The sequence below is a fragment of the Microbispora rosea genome, from assembly GCF_900156315.1.
Lineage (GTDB): Bacteria > Actinomycetota > Actinomycetes > Streptosporangiales > Streptosporangiaceae > Microbispora > Microbispora rosea.
The window spans coordinates 60,985-76,145 of sequence record NZ_FTNI01000011.1 but is presented as its reverse complement, the minus strand read 5'-3'; the positions used below and the strand labels follow the sequence as shown (position 1 = coordinate 76,145).

The window sequence follows — 15,161 nt, the reverse complement described above, 5'->3', positions numbered from 1 at the left end:
TTCCGTGGACGTATCCCACGGGAGGGCGCCTGTCCTTCGAACGACGCCGCCACAGGACCAGCACGAAGAGCACGACCGCGCCGATGAACCGTACGGCGCAGGGAGCCACCCTGCTGGTCATGGTTCCCGATCACGCTTCAGCTGCGCTCTGGCAAAGTTGATCACGTACGTGCACAATGACCTTTCGTGAAGGCGTACGTCGGGGTGACCGACGACAGCTGGTACCGCTTTCTGGCCGGACGTCCGGACCTGAGCGAGGTCAACTTCTGGCGGCCCTCCAGCGGTCGCGAGTTCCGCGCAATCGACCATGGCGAGCCGTTCTTCTTCAAGACCCACTACCCGCACAACCGCGTCGTCGGCGGGGGCTTCTTCAGCGGGTTCGCGCCCCTCCGCGTCTCCGAGGCCTGGGAGTTCTTCGGTGAGGGCAACGGCGCCGCGAACCTGGTCGAGCTCCATCGGCAGGTCGGGCGGTACCGCAGCCGGCCGATGGAACCGGGCGAGGACCCGGTCATCGGCTGCGTCATCATCCGCGACGTCTTCTTCTATCCCGGGGACCGCGTCGCCGGCCCGCCGCCCGAATTCGCGTCGAACATCGTCCAGGGCAAGAGCTACGACCTGGCCGCCCACCCGGCCGCCGGCTACTTCTACGACCTGCTGAAGCGGGCCGGGATCGGTGAACACGTCGACCTGTCCGAGCCGTGGCACCGCCATGGGCCCGTCTTCGGCGACCCTCGGCTGACGCCCCGCAGGCTGGGCCAGCGAGCGTTCCAGGCCGTGGTGCTGCACGCGTACGAGCGGAGGTGCGCGATCACCGGCGATCGGATCAGGCCGGTCCTGCAGGCGGCGCACATCCGTCCGGTCACCGCGGGAGGCGAGCACCGGCTGGACAACGGGCTCCTGCTCCGCTCGGACGTGCACACGCTCTTCGACCGCGGCTATCTGGCGGTCGACCCCAGGCACCGATTACTGGTCAGCCCGCGCCTGCGCGAGGAGTTCGGCAACGGCGAGGAGTTCTACCGGCGGGCCGGACAGGAGATAACCGTCCCCGACCGCCCTCGCGACCGGCCGAACCGCGAGGCCCTCGAATGGCATCTCGACGAAGTCTTCCTCCGCGCGTAGGCCAGGAAGTCACGGCGCACAGGTGAAGGCGGTGGATGCGAACCGCCGTGGAACGACGTGAAGGCAGGCTCACGCGAGGGCCGTGGGTGCGAACCGCCAGGGGACGACATCCATAGCGGAGCCTTTCGCCTGCGGACTCGACGAGCAGCCCGGCGGCATTCCGTGACGCCCCCGCGGTGGGGGCCACGTCACGGGACGGTGTCAGGAGATGTCATCGAGCAACGCGTCAGAAGAGTCGACTGTGGCGGCGGCCCGGAGCCAGGCGTCCAGCCGGTCGAGGTCGTGACATTTCCGGATCTTTTCGGAGAGGTCCTCGGACACCTCGATGCCCCGGGCCGACAGAACCGTAAGGATCGCCTCGGACTGTCCCTCCGCCTTGCCCTTGGCAAGGTTCTCGCGGGCCCAGTCGCTGAGGTACTCGTAGGTCTCGCTCTTCAAGTGCTCCTCCAAGTGATCCCAGACCTCTCGAGGCAGCGCCGCACGAACCATGTCAGCGTACATACCCCCCAGGTCTCGGTCGAGATTGTGCAGCGCGGCGAACAGGGCGTTGAGGATCTCGGGGCCCTCCGGCGTGGCGGCGTGGTGAATCGCCGAGAGCACCGCGAGCTCGATGTCCTCGGCCGCCTGCCCGGGGTCGGTGATGACGGGTACCTCGTTCGGGCCGGCGACCAGTGGTTTCAGCACCAGGCCAGGATGACCCAGTTCGATCGGACGGGCGCACCAGCGGGCGACCGACGCCTCGGGACACACGACCAGCAGAATGACCGGGCATTCGAGCCGGGTGCGCAGGCTGACGAGGTACATCGGCCAGGACCACATCTTGCCGGGGTCCTGGCGACGCTGGACCTCGACGATTACAGCGAGAACGGGCTGGGGGTCGGCTTCCGGCCGTTTACGGCGGAACACGATGACCGAGTCGGCACGACGTTCGGTGGGTGTGACCTCGGTGAGATCGGCCGACTCGAGGCCCGCGTAGTCGTAGTCGGGCAGCTGGACTCTGAGAGATCGAGTCAGCAGGTCGGCGGCGAGGTCGGGTCGTTCGCAGAACAGGCGGACGAGGGCTTCGTGTTCGGCTAGTGCCACTGCGTGACCGTATCCACGCCGAGATCGACGATGAGGTCACTATAACAATCTGTTATTGTCTCGTTACTCTTCGTAATTTGCCGACTGCGAGACGGGAGCGGGTCTGTCGCTTGTCTACTGCAGGGACCATTCGCCGGCCGGACGGGTGAGGAGGGCTCGGAAGCTAATATCGCCAGTAGGCCGTTAAGGGCCTACCTGGAATCGAACCAGGATGGAGAAGGAAGCCTCCGAATGGCCTCACCCGCCGGGGTGCAAGGAAGGCGGGAGAGCTAGAACCAGCCCGGCGCCCGTACGGGCAGACCGGGTCCAAAGGGTGAGAAGGAAGCCCTCCCATGGCCTTGCGATCAGGACGATATCAGGCCGGGATCAGCTCGTGCAGCGTGGCCGACGTGTAGATTCGCGCCCCTTCGGGGAGATCGGCGGGCGCCTCAAGCCCGATGTACGTGACCTGCCCGCCCGTTGAGGACGCGGAGGACCTGGCGCGAAGCAGGCCGACCAGGTAACCGACGCTGAGGTAGTGCCGCTCCACGATCGAGCGTACGAGCAGCGACGCGGTGATCCGGTTGCCCTCCACCTGGTTGAACGACGGATGGCCCGACAGGTAGAGGTGCAGCCACTTCACCCGCCAGGCATCGTCGTCCCCCCGCAGGAAGACGAGCGGCAGCGCGATGCGGCCGGATCCACGCAGGTCGGACTTCATCCGCACGGTGCGCGGTTCGAACGGCCTGCCCTCCTGGGCGGCGTCCCTGGTCATGTAGCCGAAAAACGCCTCGGCGGCCTCGTCGAACGGCTCCCCCGCGTAGATGTGGACCTGCGGAATGATGATCGGCTTGGTCGCCCCGGCGAGACGTACGTCGACGAACTCCGACGCCCCGTCGGGGGCCTCGGTGAGGTCGCCCGAGTAGGCCGCGAAGTCGTTGGCGTAGGACGTCCACGAGATGTGGGTCGGGTTGTCATAGGTGGAGTCGAGCATCAGCGCGGACAGGTCGTAGTCGGTGCGCCGCTCGCGCTGCCGCCAGTGGACGAAGAATCGCAGCAGCTCACCCTCCACGAGCGACAGCGAGCCGCGGGGCAGCATCCCGAGCCCGGGCACGACGGCCTTGCCTGACAGGGGCAGCGCCACGTCGAGTACGGCGGGATCGACGATCAACTCGCCCGGGTCGGGCAGGCGGCGGCCGATTTCCTCGTCCAGGATGGCGAGCGTCCGGTGGAGGGCCTCCTCGTCGAGCGGGGCCCGGGTGTCGGATGTCGTCCACGCTCTGCCGTGCCGGTTGGTGAAGACCCGGTCCACGGGAGCGAGCCGGTTCTGCAGGTGCTCGCGCAGGGACAGCAGCACGCGGCCGGAGGCCTGGGCGGCGGCCCGCTCCGCCGCCTCCAGCACGGCGGAGCCGCCACCCGCACGCAACAGGTGGTCGAGGCGGCGCAGCAGTGCGCCGGGCGTGTGCTCCAGCAGCGACACGGCCTCTCCGGTACGGCCCGCGGCCAGCGCGGCCTCGACCCGGCTGCCGAAGCTCGCCGCCTTGCGCACTCCCCTGGCCACGTCGAAGACCTGGGCCACCCGGGGGAACTGCGGGTGCTCGTGGGGGTGCAGCCGCTCGCCGAGCCGCTTCCACTGCTCCCGGTGGCGGAGCACGTCCCCGTGCTTGGCGGCCGGAACGGCGTCCAGGGCGGCCAGCAGGATGCGGCGTTCGGCACGGCGGAAGGAGCGCAGGCGGGTGGGGGTGGCCAGGGTGACGTCGCCGTCGGAGCAGAGCGCGGCCAGCCGAAGCACGTCCGTCACGGTGTCGACGAGCAGCGGCCGCCCGGCGGCCAGCCGTGCTTCGTTGATGACGGCCCGGTTCTCGCGCACCGGAACGCGCTCGGGCTGGTCGTCGGCGTGCAGGTCGGCGCAGAAGGCGGCCAGCGCGCGCAGAGCGGCCAGGTCTTCGGCGGCGAGCGGGACCTCGGACCCGGCCAGCGAGAGGTAGAGGTCTCGTGCTTCGTCCCGCAGGCTTCCGCCCAGCTCCAGCACCGTCACCCGGTCCTCGGCCAGGGGGACCAGCTCGGCGTGCGCCGCCAGCAGGTCGGCGTAGGTGTGCTGGTAACTGCCGTATCGCGGCAGGTCCAGCAGGTTGAGGATGCCCGGCCGGAGCCGGGCGGCGGCGACCGGGTCGAGCATGGCCTCGCGCAGCAGCCCCGCCCAGAACTCCAGGGTGTCCGGGACGTTTCTCGGGAAGTCGACGAAGTAGGCGTTGTGTTCGACGTGGTCGCCGACCAGGCGGCGGACCGCGGCCAGGACGCGCACGCCGAGGTCGATCACCTGCTCACCGGGCAGCCTGGCCAGGCGGTCGAGCAGCGCCGGCGAGCAGGTGAACCCGACGCTGAGCAGCGCCGCGTCGAGCTGGCGGGCGGCCACCTGACCCCAGCCGGAGGTCTCGTCCCCCGCGCCCTCGACGGGAACGCGGAGACGCCGGGCAATGATCAGATCTTCCACGCACGCACGATATAGGGCGGATATGTGCTGTTCGCCACTGAAATAAGCAGCGCATGCCGATGACTTCCCGACGGCAGCGCGACCTCCGTCTGCTGCTCCGTCACCATTCGATGAAGCCGGGCGGGACGTGGTCCACCAGCCAGACGCCGTTGGCGCTCACCCGGAAACGATGCCCCGCCGCATGCATCGCGCCCGCGTCGACCACGAGCACGACCGGCTTCCCTCTGCGTGCGCCGACCCGGGTGGCGGTCTCCCGGTCCGGCGACAGGTGGACGTGATGGCGTGCCATCGGCCGCAACCCCTCCGCGCGGATCGCCTCCGTGTTAAGGGCGACCGTACCGTGGTAGAGGATCGGGGGCGGCTCGACCACCGGCAGGTCGAGGTCGACGGGCACCGAGTGTCCCTGGCTGGCCCGGATGCGATCGCCCTCGATCACGTATCGCCGCTTGTCGTTGCCGGCGACCACCTGGTCCAGCTCGGCGCGCGAGACCGGGAACCCGTGCGAGGCCGCCGCCGTCAGCAGCGCGTCGATATCCACCCAGCCGTGCGCGTCGAGTTCGATGCCGATGCGCTCGGGCTGGTGCCGCAGGTGCTTGGCGAGGTACTTCGAGACCCGCACCAGCCGCTGTTCGTCCACACCTTCCTCCAGTCCCCGGCGCCTCGCCGTCGAGATCACCCTATGGTGCCGGTCATGGACTGGGTCGAGCTCGATCCGAACGAGCAGATCGCTCCCGCCGAGCCGGTCGTGCCGTCCGGTGGCCGAGCGGATGGTCCTCGCCCTGGCAGGCACGCCCGTACGCGATCCCCAGACCGGTCTCGACCCCGTCGGCACGAGCCACATCGAATGGCACCGCAGCCAGGTCTTCCGGACCCGGCGCGTCAGGAATAGCCGATAGGCTTCGGACCTTATGGACAGCTCGATCCTGGAGAAGGTCCGCGAGCTCCGCGGACAGGGCAACTCCCCCAAGCAGATCGCCCGGGCTCTGGGCATGGCGCCGGCCGCGGTCGCGCCGTACATCAGGGCGGTGGCCGAGCAGACGGGCGGGCAGGCCGCCGAACCCGAAGTCGCGGGGTGCTGGATCAACGCGGGCTGGAGCGAGGGACTGGCCGTCCCGGACACGACCGGCTGGGCGGACGACGCCCCGGATGGCCAGGAGACCGCGGGCACGGTGAGCGTCGTGGTGGCGCGCAAGCACGGCTGGGACAAGCTGTCGGTCTGCGCCTATCTCGTCGACGTCTACTGCCTCGGCATCAAGCACGCCCTCGGCCCCGACGTGATGAGCGAGGTGGAGCTGCACCGCTTCCTGCCCAGGTATTTCAGGATCTACCCGCGCGGCTGGCGGGAGGCTCCGCTCGACCTGGCGCGGCACCTCGTCTTCGGCGCGGTCGACTACGCCCGCGATCTCGGCTTCGAGCCGGCGGCGGACTTCGCCGCGACGGCCGGGCATCTCGGCGCGTGGGAGGAGAAGTCGGCCATCACGTTCGGCAGGGACGGCAAGCCCCTCTACCTCGCGGGCCCGAACGACGACGTCAGGCACGTGGTGAAGACGCTGGAGCGGAGGGTCGGCCCGCCGCCCAACTTCGACTTCTTCGCCCCGATGCCGGAGTCGCAGATCTCCCTGGGCGGCCACCGGCTCACCCCTTGACGCCGGAGTGCATGAGGGGCCGGCCATGCCGGTCCGGTTCGCTCATCTGTGCGCGAACAGACGGTCCGCCGCAGGGCCGGGCGTGCCAGACTTCCAGGCATGGCAGTCTCGGGCCGACCAGTGGTCATCGACATCCGGACGCGCCGGGCCGCCGAGGAGCGCGGCCCGGCGATCCCCGACGGCTCGGACCCGTTGCTGCGCACGGTGTACGGAGAGATCCTCCGCGACGAGCGGCTGGACCAGGACCGCACACTCGATGACGTGGCGCGTGCGGTGGGCATGTCGAAGCAGTATCTGTCGGAGGTCGAGCGCGGCCGGAAAGAGCCGTCCTCGGAGATGCTGCATTCGGTGTGCGACGCGCTCGGGTTGCCGATCGAGCACCTGCTCACCCGTGCCGTCCGGCGGATCACGGCGTCGCGGCGGATCGCGACCGGCCGGCCGTCGGGTACGCCACAGGCGCAGCTGCTGGCGGCGTGAGCGCTACGACGGCTCGCGGGTGTTGATCAGCTCGTCGGCCAGGCCGTACTCGACGGCCTCGCGAGCGCTGAACACGCGGTCCCGGTCGGTGTCCTCGCGCAGCCGGGCGACGTCCACCCCGGTGTGGCGGCTGAGGATCTCCTCGGTCTGCGCGCGCACACGCATCACCTCGGCCGCCTGCAGCGTCAGGTCGGAGATGGTGCCCTGCCCCTGCGTGGACGGCTGGTGCAGCAACACGCGGGAGTGGCCGAGCATGAACCGCCGTCCGGGGGCGCCGGCGGCGAACAGCACCGCGGCGGCGGAGGCCGCCTGGCCCATGCAGTACGTCGCGACCTTCGCCCGGATGAACTGCATGGTGTCGTAGATCGCGAGCATCGCGGTCGACGAGCCGCCCGGGGAGTTGATGTACAGGTTGATCTCCTGGTCCGGGCTCTCCGCCTCCAGGTGCAGCAGCTGTGCCATCACGACGTTGGCGACACCGTCGTCGATCTCCGTGCCGAGGAAGATGATCCGCTCGTTGAGCAGCCGGCTGAAGATGTCGAACGACCGCTCCCCCACCGGAGTCTTCTCGACCACGTACGGGATCGTGTACTGGCTCATGACGAGAACCCCATCCGGTTGGGAACGGCGTACGGCGCGATGGTGTGGAAGGAGTCGACGATCGTGTCGATGATCCCGTAGTCGCGGGCCTGCTCCGGGGTGAACCAGCGGTCCCGGTCGCTGTCGGCGGCGATCTCCTCGATCGTGCGTCCCGTCTCCGCGGCGAGGATCTCCTCGGACTGCCGCTTCATGTACTTGAGGTTCTCGGCCTGGATGGAGATGTCGATCGCCGTACCGCCGATGCCGGCCGACGGCTGGTGCATCATGATCCGGCTGTGCGCGAGACTGACCCGCTTGCCGTGCGTGCCGGAGGCCAGCAGCACCTGGCCCATGCTCGCCGCCATCCCCAGGGCGACGGTGACCACGTCGTTGGGCACCAGCTTCATCGTGTCGTAGATCGCCAGCCCGGCCAGCACCGACCCTCCCGGCGAATTGATGTACAGGACGATGTCGCGTTCGGGGTCCGCCGAGGCGAGCAACACCATCTCGGCGCATGCCCGCTCGGCCATCTCGTCGTCGACCTCTCCGGTCAGCAGCAGGGTCCGTTGCTGGAACAGCTTCTCGTTCAGCCGATCCCGGTAACTCGTGCTCGGTGAAACACTCATGGCGCAGTTGTATCCGCCGCACCCCCGCGACCAGTCGATATGTCTGCTGAGGGCAGACCGGTTCGCCCGGCTCCGCCCGGCCGCCAGCGCGGGCGCCCTCCCGGCGCCGGACGCCGCGCCAGGCCGCCCGACGACCGAGCCGATCGCCGCTAGCCCACGTTTGTGGGGTTGTCTCACCCACTTCTCACCAGCACATACTCGACATACACCGCATTCCCGTCAGACAGAGAGGTGAAGGCATGGCCTTCGATCCGAGGGAAGCTCTGCGTGAAGCCGGCATCCTGAACAGCCCGCTGGCCGCCGAAGTCGAGGAGGCGTTCGCCACCTTGACTCGCGAGGAAGTCGCCCTGCTCATCTCGCTCAAGGACAAGCTCCCCACCGCGCTCCCCGGTGTGCTGGCGCACGCCGGCGCCGGTGGCGAGTGGTCGCGGCCCGAGGTGGAGGCCCACACCTATGTGGCGCCGGTCGAGGGCAAGTGCCTGTGCGGAGCCTGGTCGGGCTCCGGGTCCGGAGCGGAGTAGTCAGAACGGTTCGCGGGTGCGGCTCCGGCCGCGCGTCGCCCACAGAGTCTGGGGCCGCACCTGCGGCTGAGAGCGTAAAGGGGAATGATGCCTGGGAAACTGGCCCGGAACCGCTCGTTGATCGACGTACCGGCAGACCTGACCTACTTCGTGCACGACGGGAAGTACCTGGTCCTCAACCCGCAGGTGGGCGGCCGGTACGTCCTCGACGCGCGCGAGTTCGCCGTCCTGGCGGCCCTGGCCCGTCCCTGGGCGGACGGGGAGCCGGCCCCCCTCGACGAGACCGACGAGACCGATCGGATCCTCGCCAGGCTCATCCTGAACTGCATCGTCTACTACAACGGGAACCGTCCGAAGCTCAGCATCAGGGAGCCGGCGCTCCGCCAGGTGTATTACGCGATCACCGACGGATGCAACCTCCGCTGCCCGTACTGCTACGCCTCCTCCGAGAAGTGCCTTCCCGGGGAGCTCACCACCGCCGAGTCGCTCGACCTGGTCTCTCAGGTCGCCGCCATCGGGGCGAAGACGATGATCTTCACCGGCGGCGAGCCCATGCTCCGTAAGGACCTGTTCCGGATCGTGGAGCACGCCAACGACAGCGGGCTCACGTCGAACATCGTCACCAACGCCACGATGATCAGGAAGCCCGAGCAGGCCAAGCGGTTCGCCGAGCTGTTCGGCATGGTCACGGTGAGCGTCGACGGCGGCACGGCCGAGACCCACGACCGCACCCGCGGCGCCGGCTCCTTCGCCCGGACCTACCGCGCCCTGCGGCTGCTCAACGACGCCGGTGTGGTGCCGCGGATCAACCACATCGTCACCTCGGACAACGTGGACGAGCTGGAGGACTTCGCGAAGTTCGCCGAGGGCCTCGAGGTCCACAGCATCCGGCTGATGTACCACAACGACCTGGGCCGGGGCGAGACGGACGAGTACGACTTCGGCTGGGAAGACCACATGCGGATCCAGCGGATCACCTGGACGTCTCCGGCCGCGGGCAAGCTGCTGCCGGACGGCCCGAGGCCGATCACGCCGTGCTCGGTGAAGGCGAACTGCGGGATGGGCGGCAACGAGATCTACGTCAACTCGCTGGGCGACGTGTATCCCTGCAAGCTCGTCACCGGGCGGGCGCACCACGCGGGCAACATACGGCGGCAGCCGCTGTCGGAGATCTTCGCCGGGCCGCTCCTGCGCCAGATGCGCACCAGCACCGTGCTCGGCGGCGACTACCACGCCGACTGCGCGAAGTGCTACATCAAGGCGTCCTGCGGCGGCGGATGCCGGGCCGCGCACATGGCCGAGTCGAGGGACCTGCGGCGCAACAGCCGTCACCAGTGCCGCATCCTGCGGCACGGCATCGCCACGCAGCTGTGGCTGGAGGCCGGTGTCACCCCGTCGGAGCTCGCCGCCGACGACCGCGAGATGACGACACCCCGACTGGTCGTCAGCGGCGACGTCCATCCCGTCTTCGACGACTGGATGACCTACGTTCCCCCCTCGCGCGGCACCGTCAGGGTCGGCGAGTTGCTTCCCATCACGCCGGTATAGAGGAGGTCAGTGTGTCACTGCGGATCAGCGAGGCCGTGATCTGGCAGGAGACCGGGGAGGGTGTCTCGCTCTACCACACCGAGACGGGCGACTTCCACAGCCTGAACGACACCGGCTCCCGGATATGGAAGCTGGTGGCGAGCGACGGCGAGCGGGAGCCGGTCATGTTCAAACTGTCCCGCGAGTTCGCCGGCAGCAACTCCGCGATGAGCAGGCGCATCGTCGCCGACGTCGAGGAGTTCATCGGCACCATGATCGAGCAGGGCTTCATCGAGGAGGTCCCGGCCGAGCAGCCCGCGGTCAAGGAGGAATCGCTGTCGTGACGCGCCCGCCGGCCCCGTGTCCGCCGATGCCGTGTCCGCCCCTGCCGTGTGCACCGGGCGCGCGCCCGCCTGGCCTCGTCCGATGACCAGGGCGGTCGTCCTCGGCGGTGGCCTCGCGGGCGTGCTCGCCGCCACCGTGCTCGCCGGGCACGCGGACGAGGTGGTCCTGGTCGAAGGCGACCGCTATCCGTCCGGTCCGCGCCCCCGGCGGGGGCTGCCGCAGTCGCACCACAGTCACGTGCTCGTGGCCGGCGGCGCGCGAGCGCTGGACGCGTTGCTGCCCGGAACGGTCGACGCCCTCCTCGCGGACGGCGCCCATCTGCGGGATCTTCCCGGCGACGCCCTCATCTACTCCGCCGACGGCTGGTTCCGCCGCCTCCACACCGGCGCCCACCTGATCTCCTGCACCCGCGGACTGCTGGACCAGGTGGTGCGGCGGCGTGCGCTCGGCGGCGGCGACGTCGAGGTCTGGGAGGACACTCGGGCGCTCGGGCTCACCGGAGACGAGGTCCGGGTCACCGGCGTCTCGGTAAGCAGGCAGGGCTCCCCGCCCGAGACCGTACGCGCGGACCTCGTCATCGACGCGACGGGACGCCGGTCGCAGTCGCCTCGATGGCTCGCCGAGATCGGTGCCGCGGACATCGAGGAGGTGTCGGTCGCCACGGGGCTGGCCTACGCGACGCGCCTCTACCGGGCGCCCGTCGACCTGGCCGCCACGATCCCGGCGATCATGCTGCATCCGGGCACGGAGAAGGGACGGCCGGCTCGGGGGGCGACGCTGTTCCCCGTCGAGGACGGCCGGTGGATCGTCACACTGACCGGCACCCGTGGCGGCGAGCCGCCGACGGACGAGCAGGGCTACGCGGCCTTCGCGCGCTCGCTGCGCCACCCGATCGTGGCGGACCTCATGGCGGAGGCCACCCCCCTCGGCGTCGTCCGGCCGTATCGCGACACCGTCAACAGGAGGCGGTTCTTCGAGCGGGCACGCCTGCCCGCCGGTTTCGCGGTCGTCGGCGACGCCGCCGTCGCGGTGAACCCGATCCACTCGCACGGGATGTCGGTCGCCGCGCTCGGCGCGCTCAGGCTGCGCGAGGAGCTGGCGCGGCACGGAATGGGGCCGTCGCTGTTCGCGGGGCTCCAGTCCGCCCTCGCGGAGGAGGCGGAGCGGTCCTGGCGCATGGCAGTCGAGCAGGACACCCAGCGGGCCGGGCAGCAGGCCGGGGACCGCGTCGTGGAGCGAGCCGGCCGCGACGGCGCGCCACGGCGGGAGCCCAACGCGTTCGAACGGGAAATCCGCACCCGCCTGGCCCAGGCGAAGCTGAGCAGCCCGCGGCTCGCCGCCGAGTTCTTCGGTGTCCAGACGTTGATCTCCGCCGGCACCGTGAAGGACAGGTCGGAGATCGCCCGGGTGCTGACCGGGCGGCCGGAGCCCTTGCTCACCGACGAGGAGGCGATCGGGCAGTACCCGGCCCTGGCCGCATGGCGGCGCACCCGCCTCGCCGCCGCCACCGGGTGAACCCCCGCACCCAACTGTGATCGCCACTCCGCCGCAGAAGCCGTATGCCGTTTGGTGGCGATCTCCCGGAATGGCGCGGCGTCTCACTCGCGGACACGCCGGCGACCACGCCCCTGAATCGCCCGATCAACGTTTTCCAATTCGCTCCAGAGGAATCATGGCGGCGTGCCACTGTTACCGAGGGCAGGCGTTCTGCGGGGGGACCGTGTACTTCGGGGGGTCGTCCATATTCCTGCCGTAACCCTGACCCGTCCAGTAGACGCCCAGTACAGCCTTGGGCACACCCGCCGCTAGGACGATCGGAAAATCCGAAACGTACTTCTGGCCATCGAGTGTTCTACCCTGAACCACCAACTGCCACGTCTCTTCGTACGTGTCCGTGGCCGGGAGATGCACCGATTGCTTCACGATGGGTTTGTCTCCAGGCAGCAGGCACTGCCCCAAGGCATTCTTCAGAAGAGTCTCACATGTCCCTGTGCTGCGCGCGAATTTGGAGCAGAAATCGGCGACGCCGTTCTTGCCGATTCCAGCGACGACTTCCGCGAGGACCGACTCCGCCATCTCCCGCGTGAACGCGGCCGCAGAAGGTGGTTTGGATTGCTCCGGCGCAAATGTGCAGCCGGCTGCCGTCAGTGCGGCCACTGCCGTTACCGCGATTCGACTCACGATGATTCGACGCACGATCGGGAGCATATTCCTCTTTCGGGGGATCCCGCACGGCATGCGGCGGCGATAGCCCGCGGGAAACCCGGTTCTCCGAGACCAGGCGCCCGCCGAAAATCACACGCCCGCTGCAGCCACCTGCGCGGTCTCGGGGCAGCGCTCAGGCAGGTTTCGCGACGAGGGCCCTGATCTCCGATCCCCCCAGCGGCGGTGTGACCTCGGTCAGGTCGAAGCCCGCCGCGGCGAGCAGGTCCCGGAACTCGGTCACGCCGCGTTCCCTTCCGCCGGTGTAGACGAGCATGGCGATGTCGCTCATGACGGCTCCCGCCGCCTCCGGCGTGCCGAGGCCGGACGGCATCACCGGCTCCAGCACGAGCAGCCTGCCGTCCGCCGCGATCGACCTGCGGCAACTGCGCAGGATGGCGATGCAGCGCCGGTCGTCCCAGTCGTGCAGGACGCCCTTGACCAGCATCACGTCGCCCTCGGGCACGGCCTCGAAGAAGTCGCCGGCCTCGATGGAGCACCGGTCGGACAGCCCCGCCCGCCGGAGCTCCTCGGCGGCGCCCGCGACCCCGTCAGCGGTGTCGAACAGGACTCCCTTGAGGCCCGGGGTCGCGGCCAGCACCGCGGCGAGCAGCGCGCCGTTCCCGCCGCCGATGTCCACCACGGTGTGGGCGCGGCCGAAGTCGTACGCCCTGGGGAGCGCGGGCGCGATCCGCTCGGTGCCCTCGTGCATCGCCCTGTTGAACACCGCCGACAGCTCCGGGTGGCGGGCGAGGTGGTCGAACAGCGGCCTGCCGTGCGCGTGGTCCCACGCCGCCTCACCGGTCCGCACGCTGTCGGTCAGCGCCCCCCATGCCCGCCAGGTGTCCGGGTCGCCGAGCAGCAGGAGGCTGGAGCGCATCGACCACGGATGGTCCGCGCGCAGCGGCTGCCCCTGCTCGGTCAGCCCGAACCACCCGGGCTCCCCCTCCTCCACCACGCCCAGCACCGCCAGTGCGCGCAGCAACCGGCCCAGCGCGTGCGGGTCGGACCCGGTCGACTCCGCGAGCCGCGTCACCGGCGCGGGCCCCTCGGCCAGCAGGTCCGGCACGCCGAGCCGTACGGCGGCGTAGAGGATCTGCGAGGACTGGTAGCCGAACGCCATCCGGGACAGGGTGGCGTACCCCGCGAGGCCTCGCGGTCGGTCGCTCATGGGCCGGCTCCTTTCGGCGTCCGACAGGTGGTCTCGCGAGCGCGCAGCCGCAGGGGCAGGCGGCGTACGCCGTGCAGGAACAGGTCGGGCGTCCACTCCAGGCCGGCGGGATCGACCGCCAGGTCGATCCCGGGAAAGCGGCGCAGCAGCGCGCCGATGGCCGCCGCGGCCTGCAGCCGCGCCAGCGCCGCGCCGAGGCAGAAGTGGGCGCCGTGACCGAAGCCCAGGTGACGGTTCGGGCTGCGGCCGATGTCGAAGAGGTCCGGCCGGGGAAAGACCGCGGGATCGCGGTTGGCCGCCAGCAGCACCGGCACCACGATGTCCCCGCGCGGGATCACGACGCCGCCGATCTCGACGTCGGCGAGCGCGTACAGCGGCCGGGAGTGCCCGACGGGGCCGTTGTACCGCAGCGCCTCCTCGACCATCGAGCCGATCAGCTCCGGGCACGCGCGCAGCCGTTCCAGCTGGCGAGGGTGCCGCAGCAGCTCCAGCACGCCGTTCCCGATCAGGTTGACCGTCGTCTCGTCCCCGGCGAGCAGCAGCTGGAACACGCTGGAGACCAGTTCGATGCGGCTGATCCCGCCCGCCCGCTCCGCCTCGGCGAGCCGGGACAGCAGGTCGTCCCCCGGGTGCGCCCGCCGCTCTTCGATCCTCTCGTTGGCGTACGCCATGAACTCCATGCCGGCGCGGCGCACCCGTAACGGGTCCCCGCTGCCCACGATCTCGTCGCTCCACCCCCGCAGCCGGGCGCGGTCCTCGAAGGGCAGGCCGAGCAGCTCGGCGACGACCAGGATCGGCAGCGGCAGCGCCAGGTCCCGGATCAGGTCGGCCTCGCCTCCGGCTGCCGCCATGCCGTCCACCAGCTCGCCCGCGACCCGGTTGACGTGCCGCTCCAGCACCGCCACCGTACGGACGCCGAAGGCGGGCGCCATCAGCCGGCGGATGCGCGTGTGGTCGGGCGGGTCGAGATGGAACACGTTGCGCCGCAGCATGGCCAGCGGGTCGCGGCTCTCCGCCCGGCGGTGCGGCGCGGCGAGGTCGGGGGCCAGCCGGTCGAGCTGACGCCCGACGTCCGGGTCGAGCAAGACGCGCTGCACGTCGGCGTACCGCGTCAGATACCACAGCACCCGACCGCTCGCCGGACTCACGTACCCATAGACCGGCGCGTGCCTGCGCATGCGATGGAACAGCGGGTGGGGGTTCGGACGATGCCGCGCGGCCGCCGGGTCGAACGGCTGCTCAAGCGTGATCGCGGTCATGCCCCTCCCCTCACGGAGCGCGCCGGCGGTTCTGGGCACGCCGTCCGCCGGTCGTCCCCCCGGTCCTCGTCAGCGGCTCCCGTGCGCACGGTCGCGCCCCCTCCTCAGTCGTCACGCGGGGGGCCTCGTCCCT

15 protein-coding genes are annotated in these 15,161 nt (G+C 70.1%); 7 read left to right on the top strand and 8 right to left on the bottom strand.

The window, feature by feature from the left end:
• The first annotated feature begins 186 nt into the window (after nt 1–186).
• Complete coding sequence (locus tag BXA11_RS17400) at nt 187–1,119, top strand: HNH endonuclease (protein ID WP_076435725.1); 933 nt, start codon at nt 187–189, stop codon at nt 1,117–1,119.
• Between the two features lie 201 nt (nt 1,120–1,320).
• Here BXA11_RS17400 and BXA11_RS17395 read toward each other — a convergent pair whose 3' ends face one another.
• From BXA11_RS17395 to BXA11_RS17385, 3 genes are all read right to left on the bottom strand, one after another.
• Nucleotides 1,321–2,202, bottom strand: coding sequence for a hypothetical protein (locus tag BXA11_RS17395; RefSeq protein WP_076435723.1), 882 nt, complete (start codon nt 2,200–2,202; stop codon nt 1,321–1,323).
• A gap of 355 nt (nt 2,203–2,557) precedes the next feature.
• On the bottom strand, nt 2,558–4,675 hold the full coding sequence (locus tag BXA11_RS17390) for a TerD family protein (RefSeq protein WP_204053697.1): 2,118 nt from the start codon (nt 4,673–4,675) through the stop codon (nt 2,558–2,560).
• A 100-nt stretch (nt 4,676–4,775) separates the two neighbouring features.
• A complete protein-coding gene (locus tag BXA11_RS17385; protein ID WP_076435719.1) occupies nt 4,776–5,312 on the bottom strand; it encodes an RNA 2'-phosphotransferase in 537 nt (178 codons plus the stop codon).
• A gap of 271 nt (nt 5,313–5,583) precedes the next feature.
• Between BXA11_RS17385 and BXA11_RS17380 the strand changes: the two genes are divergently transcribed.
• Nucleotides 5,584–6,321: a helix-turn-helix domain containing protein gene (locus BXA11_RS17380; protein WP_076435717.1), complete on the top strand. Its 738-nt coding sequence runs from the start codon at nt 5,584–5,586 to the stop codon at nt 6,319–6,321.
• Nucleotides 6,322–6,420: 99 nt separating this feature from the next.
• Nucleotides 6,421–6,798: a helix-turn-helix domain-containing protein gene (locus BXA11_RS17375; protein ID WP_083744317.1), complete on the top strand. Its 378-nt coding sequence runs from the start codon at nt 6,421–6,423 to the stop codon at nt 6,796–6,798.
• Nucleotides 6,799–6,801: 3 nt separating this feature from the next.
• Here the strand turns inward: BXA11_RS17375 and BXA11_RS17370 are convergent, their stop codons facing one another.
• Both BXA11_RS17370 and BXA11_RS17365 read right to left on the bottom strand, forming a co-directional pair.
• Nucleotides 6,802–7,398: a ClpP family protease gene (locus BXA11_RS17370; protein ID WP_030506642.1), complete on the bottom strand. Its 597-nt coding sequence runs from the start codon at nt 7,396–7,398 to the stop codon at nt 6,802–6,804.
• Complete coding sequence (locus tag BXA11_RS17365; RefSeq protein ID WP_076435715.1) at nt 7,395–8,003, bottom strand: ClpP family protease; 609 nt, start codon at nt 8,001–8,003, stop codon at nt 7,395–7,397. The genes BXA11_RS17370 and BXA11_RS17365 overlap by 4 nt, the downstream gene beginning before the upstream one ends.
• Before the next feature lie 239 nt (nt 8,004–8,242).
• Between BXA11_RS17365 and BXA11_RS17360 the strand changes: the two genes are divergently transcribed.
• The 4 genes from BXA11_RS17360 to BXA11_RS17345 all read left to right on the top strand — a co-directional run bounded on the left by BXA11_RS17360 (nt 8,243) and on the right by BXA11_RS17345 (nt 11,911).
• Nucleotides 8,243–8,524: a StsA-related sactipeptide RiPP gene (locus BXA11_RS17360; protein WP_030506644.1), complete on the top strand. Its 282-nt coding sequence runs from the start codon at nt 8,243–8,245 to the stop codon at nt 8,522–8,524.
• Nucleotides 8,525–8,611: 87 nt separating this feature from the next.
• Nucleotides 8,612–10,072: a StsB family radical SAM/SPASM domain sactipeptide maturase gene (gene stsB, locus BXA11_RS17355; protein ID WP_076435963.1), complete on the top strand. Its 1,461-nt coding sequence runs from the start codon at nt 8,612–8,614 to the stop codon at nt 10,070–10,072.
• 11 nt (nt 10,073–10,083) lie between these two features.
• Nucleotides 10,084–10,395, top strand: coding sequence for a PqqD family protein (locus BXA11_RS43185; RefSeq protein ID WP_030506646.1), 312 nt, complete (start codon nt 10,084–10,086; stop codon nt 10,393–10,395).
• Nucleotides 10,396–10,477: 82 nt separating this feature from the next.
• Nucleotides 10,478–11,911: an NAD(P)/FAD-dependent oxidoreductase gene (locus BXA11_RS17345; protein WP_143734362.1), complete on the top strand. Its 1,434-nt coding sequence runs from the start codon at nt 10,478–10,480 to the stop codon at nt 11,909–11,911.
• A 174-nt stretch (nt 11,912–12,085) separates the two neighbouring features.
• Here the strand turns inward: BXA11_RS17345 and BXA11_RS17340 are convergent, their stop codons facing one another.
• The 3 genes from BXA11_RS17340 to BXA11_RS17330 all read right to left on the bottom strand — a co-directional run bounded on the left by BXA11_RS17340 (nt 12,086) and on the right by BXA11_RS17330 (nt 15,028).
• Nucleotides 12,086–12,592 (bottom strand): hypothetical protein, encoded by a 507-nt coding sequence (locus tag BXA11_RS17340; protein ID WP_143734360.1) that lies wholly within the window; start codon nt 12,590–12,592, stop codon nt 12,086–12,088.
• A 142-nt stretch (nt 12,593–12,734) separates the two neighbouring features.
• Entirely contained in the window at nt 12,735–13,769 is a 1,035-nt protein-coding gene (locus BXA11_RS17335; protein ID WP_076435709.1) for a methyltransferase, read from the bottom strand.
• Nucleotides 13,766–15,028 (bottom strand): cytochrome P450 family protein, encoded by a 1,263-nt coding sequence (locus tag BXA11_RS17330; protein ID WP_076435707.1) that lies wholly within the window; start codon nt 15,026–15,028, stop codon nt 13,766–13,768. Before BXA11_RS17330 ends, BXA11_RS17335 begins: the two co-directional genes overlap by 4 nt.
• Nucleotides 15,029–15,161: the final 133 nt, after the last annotated feature.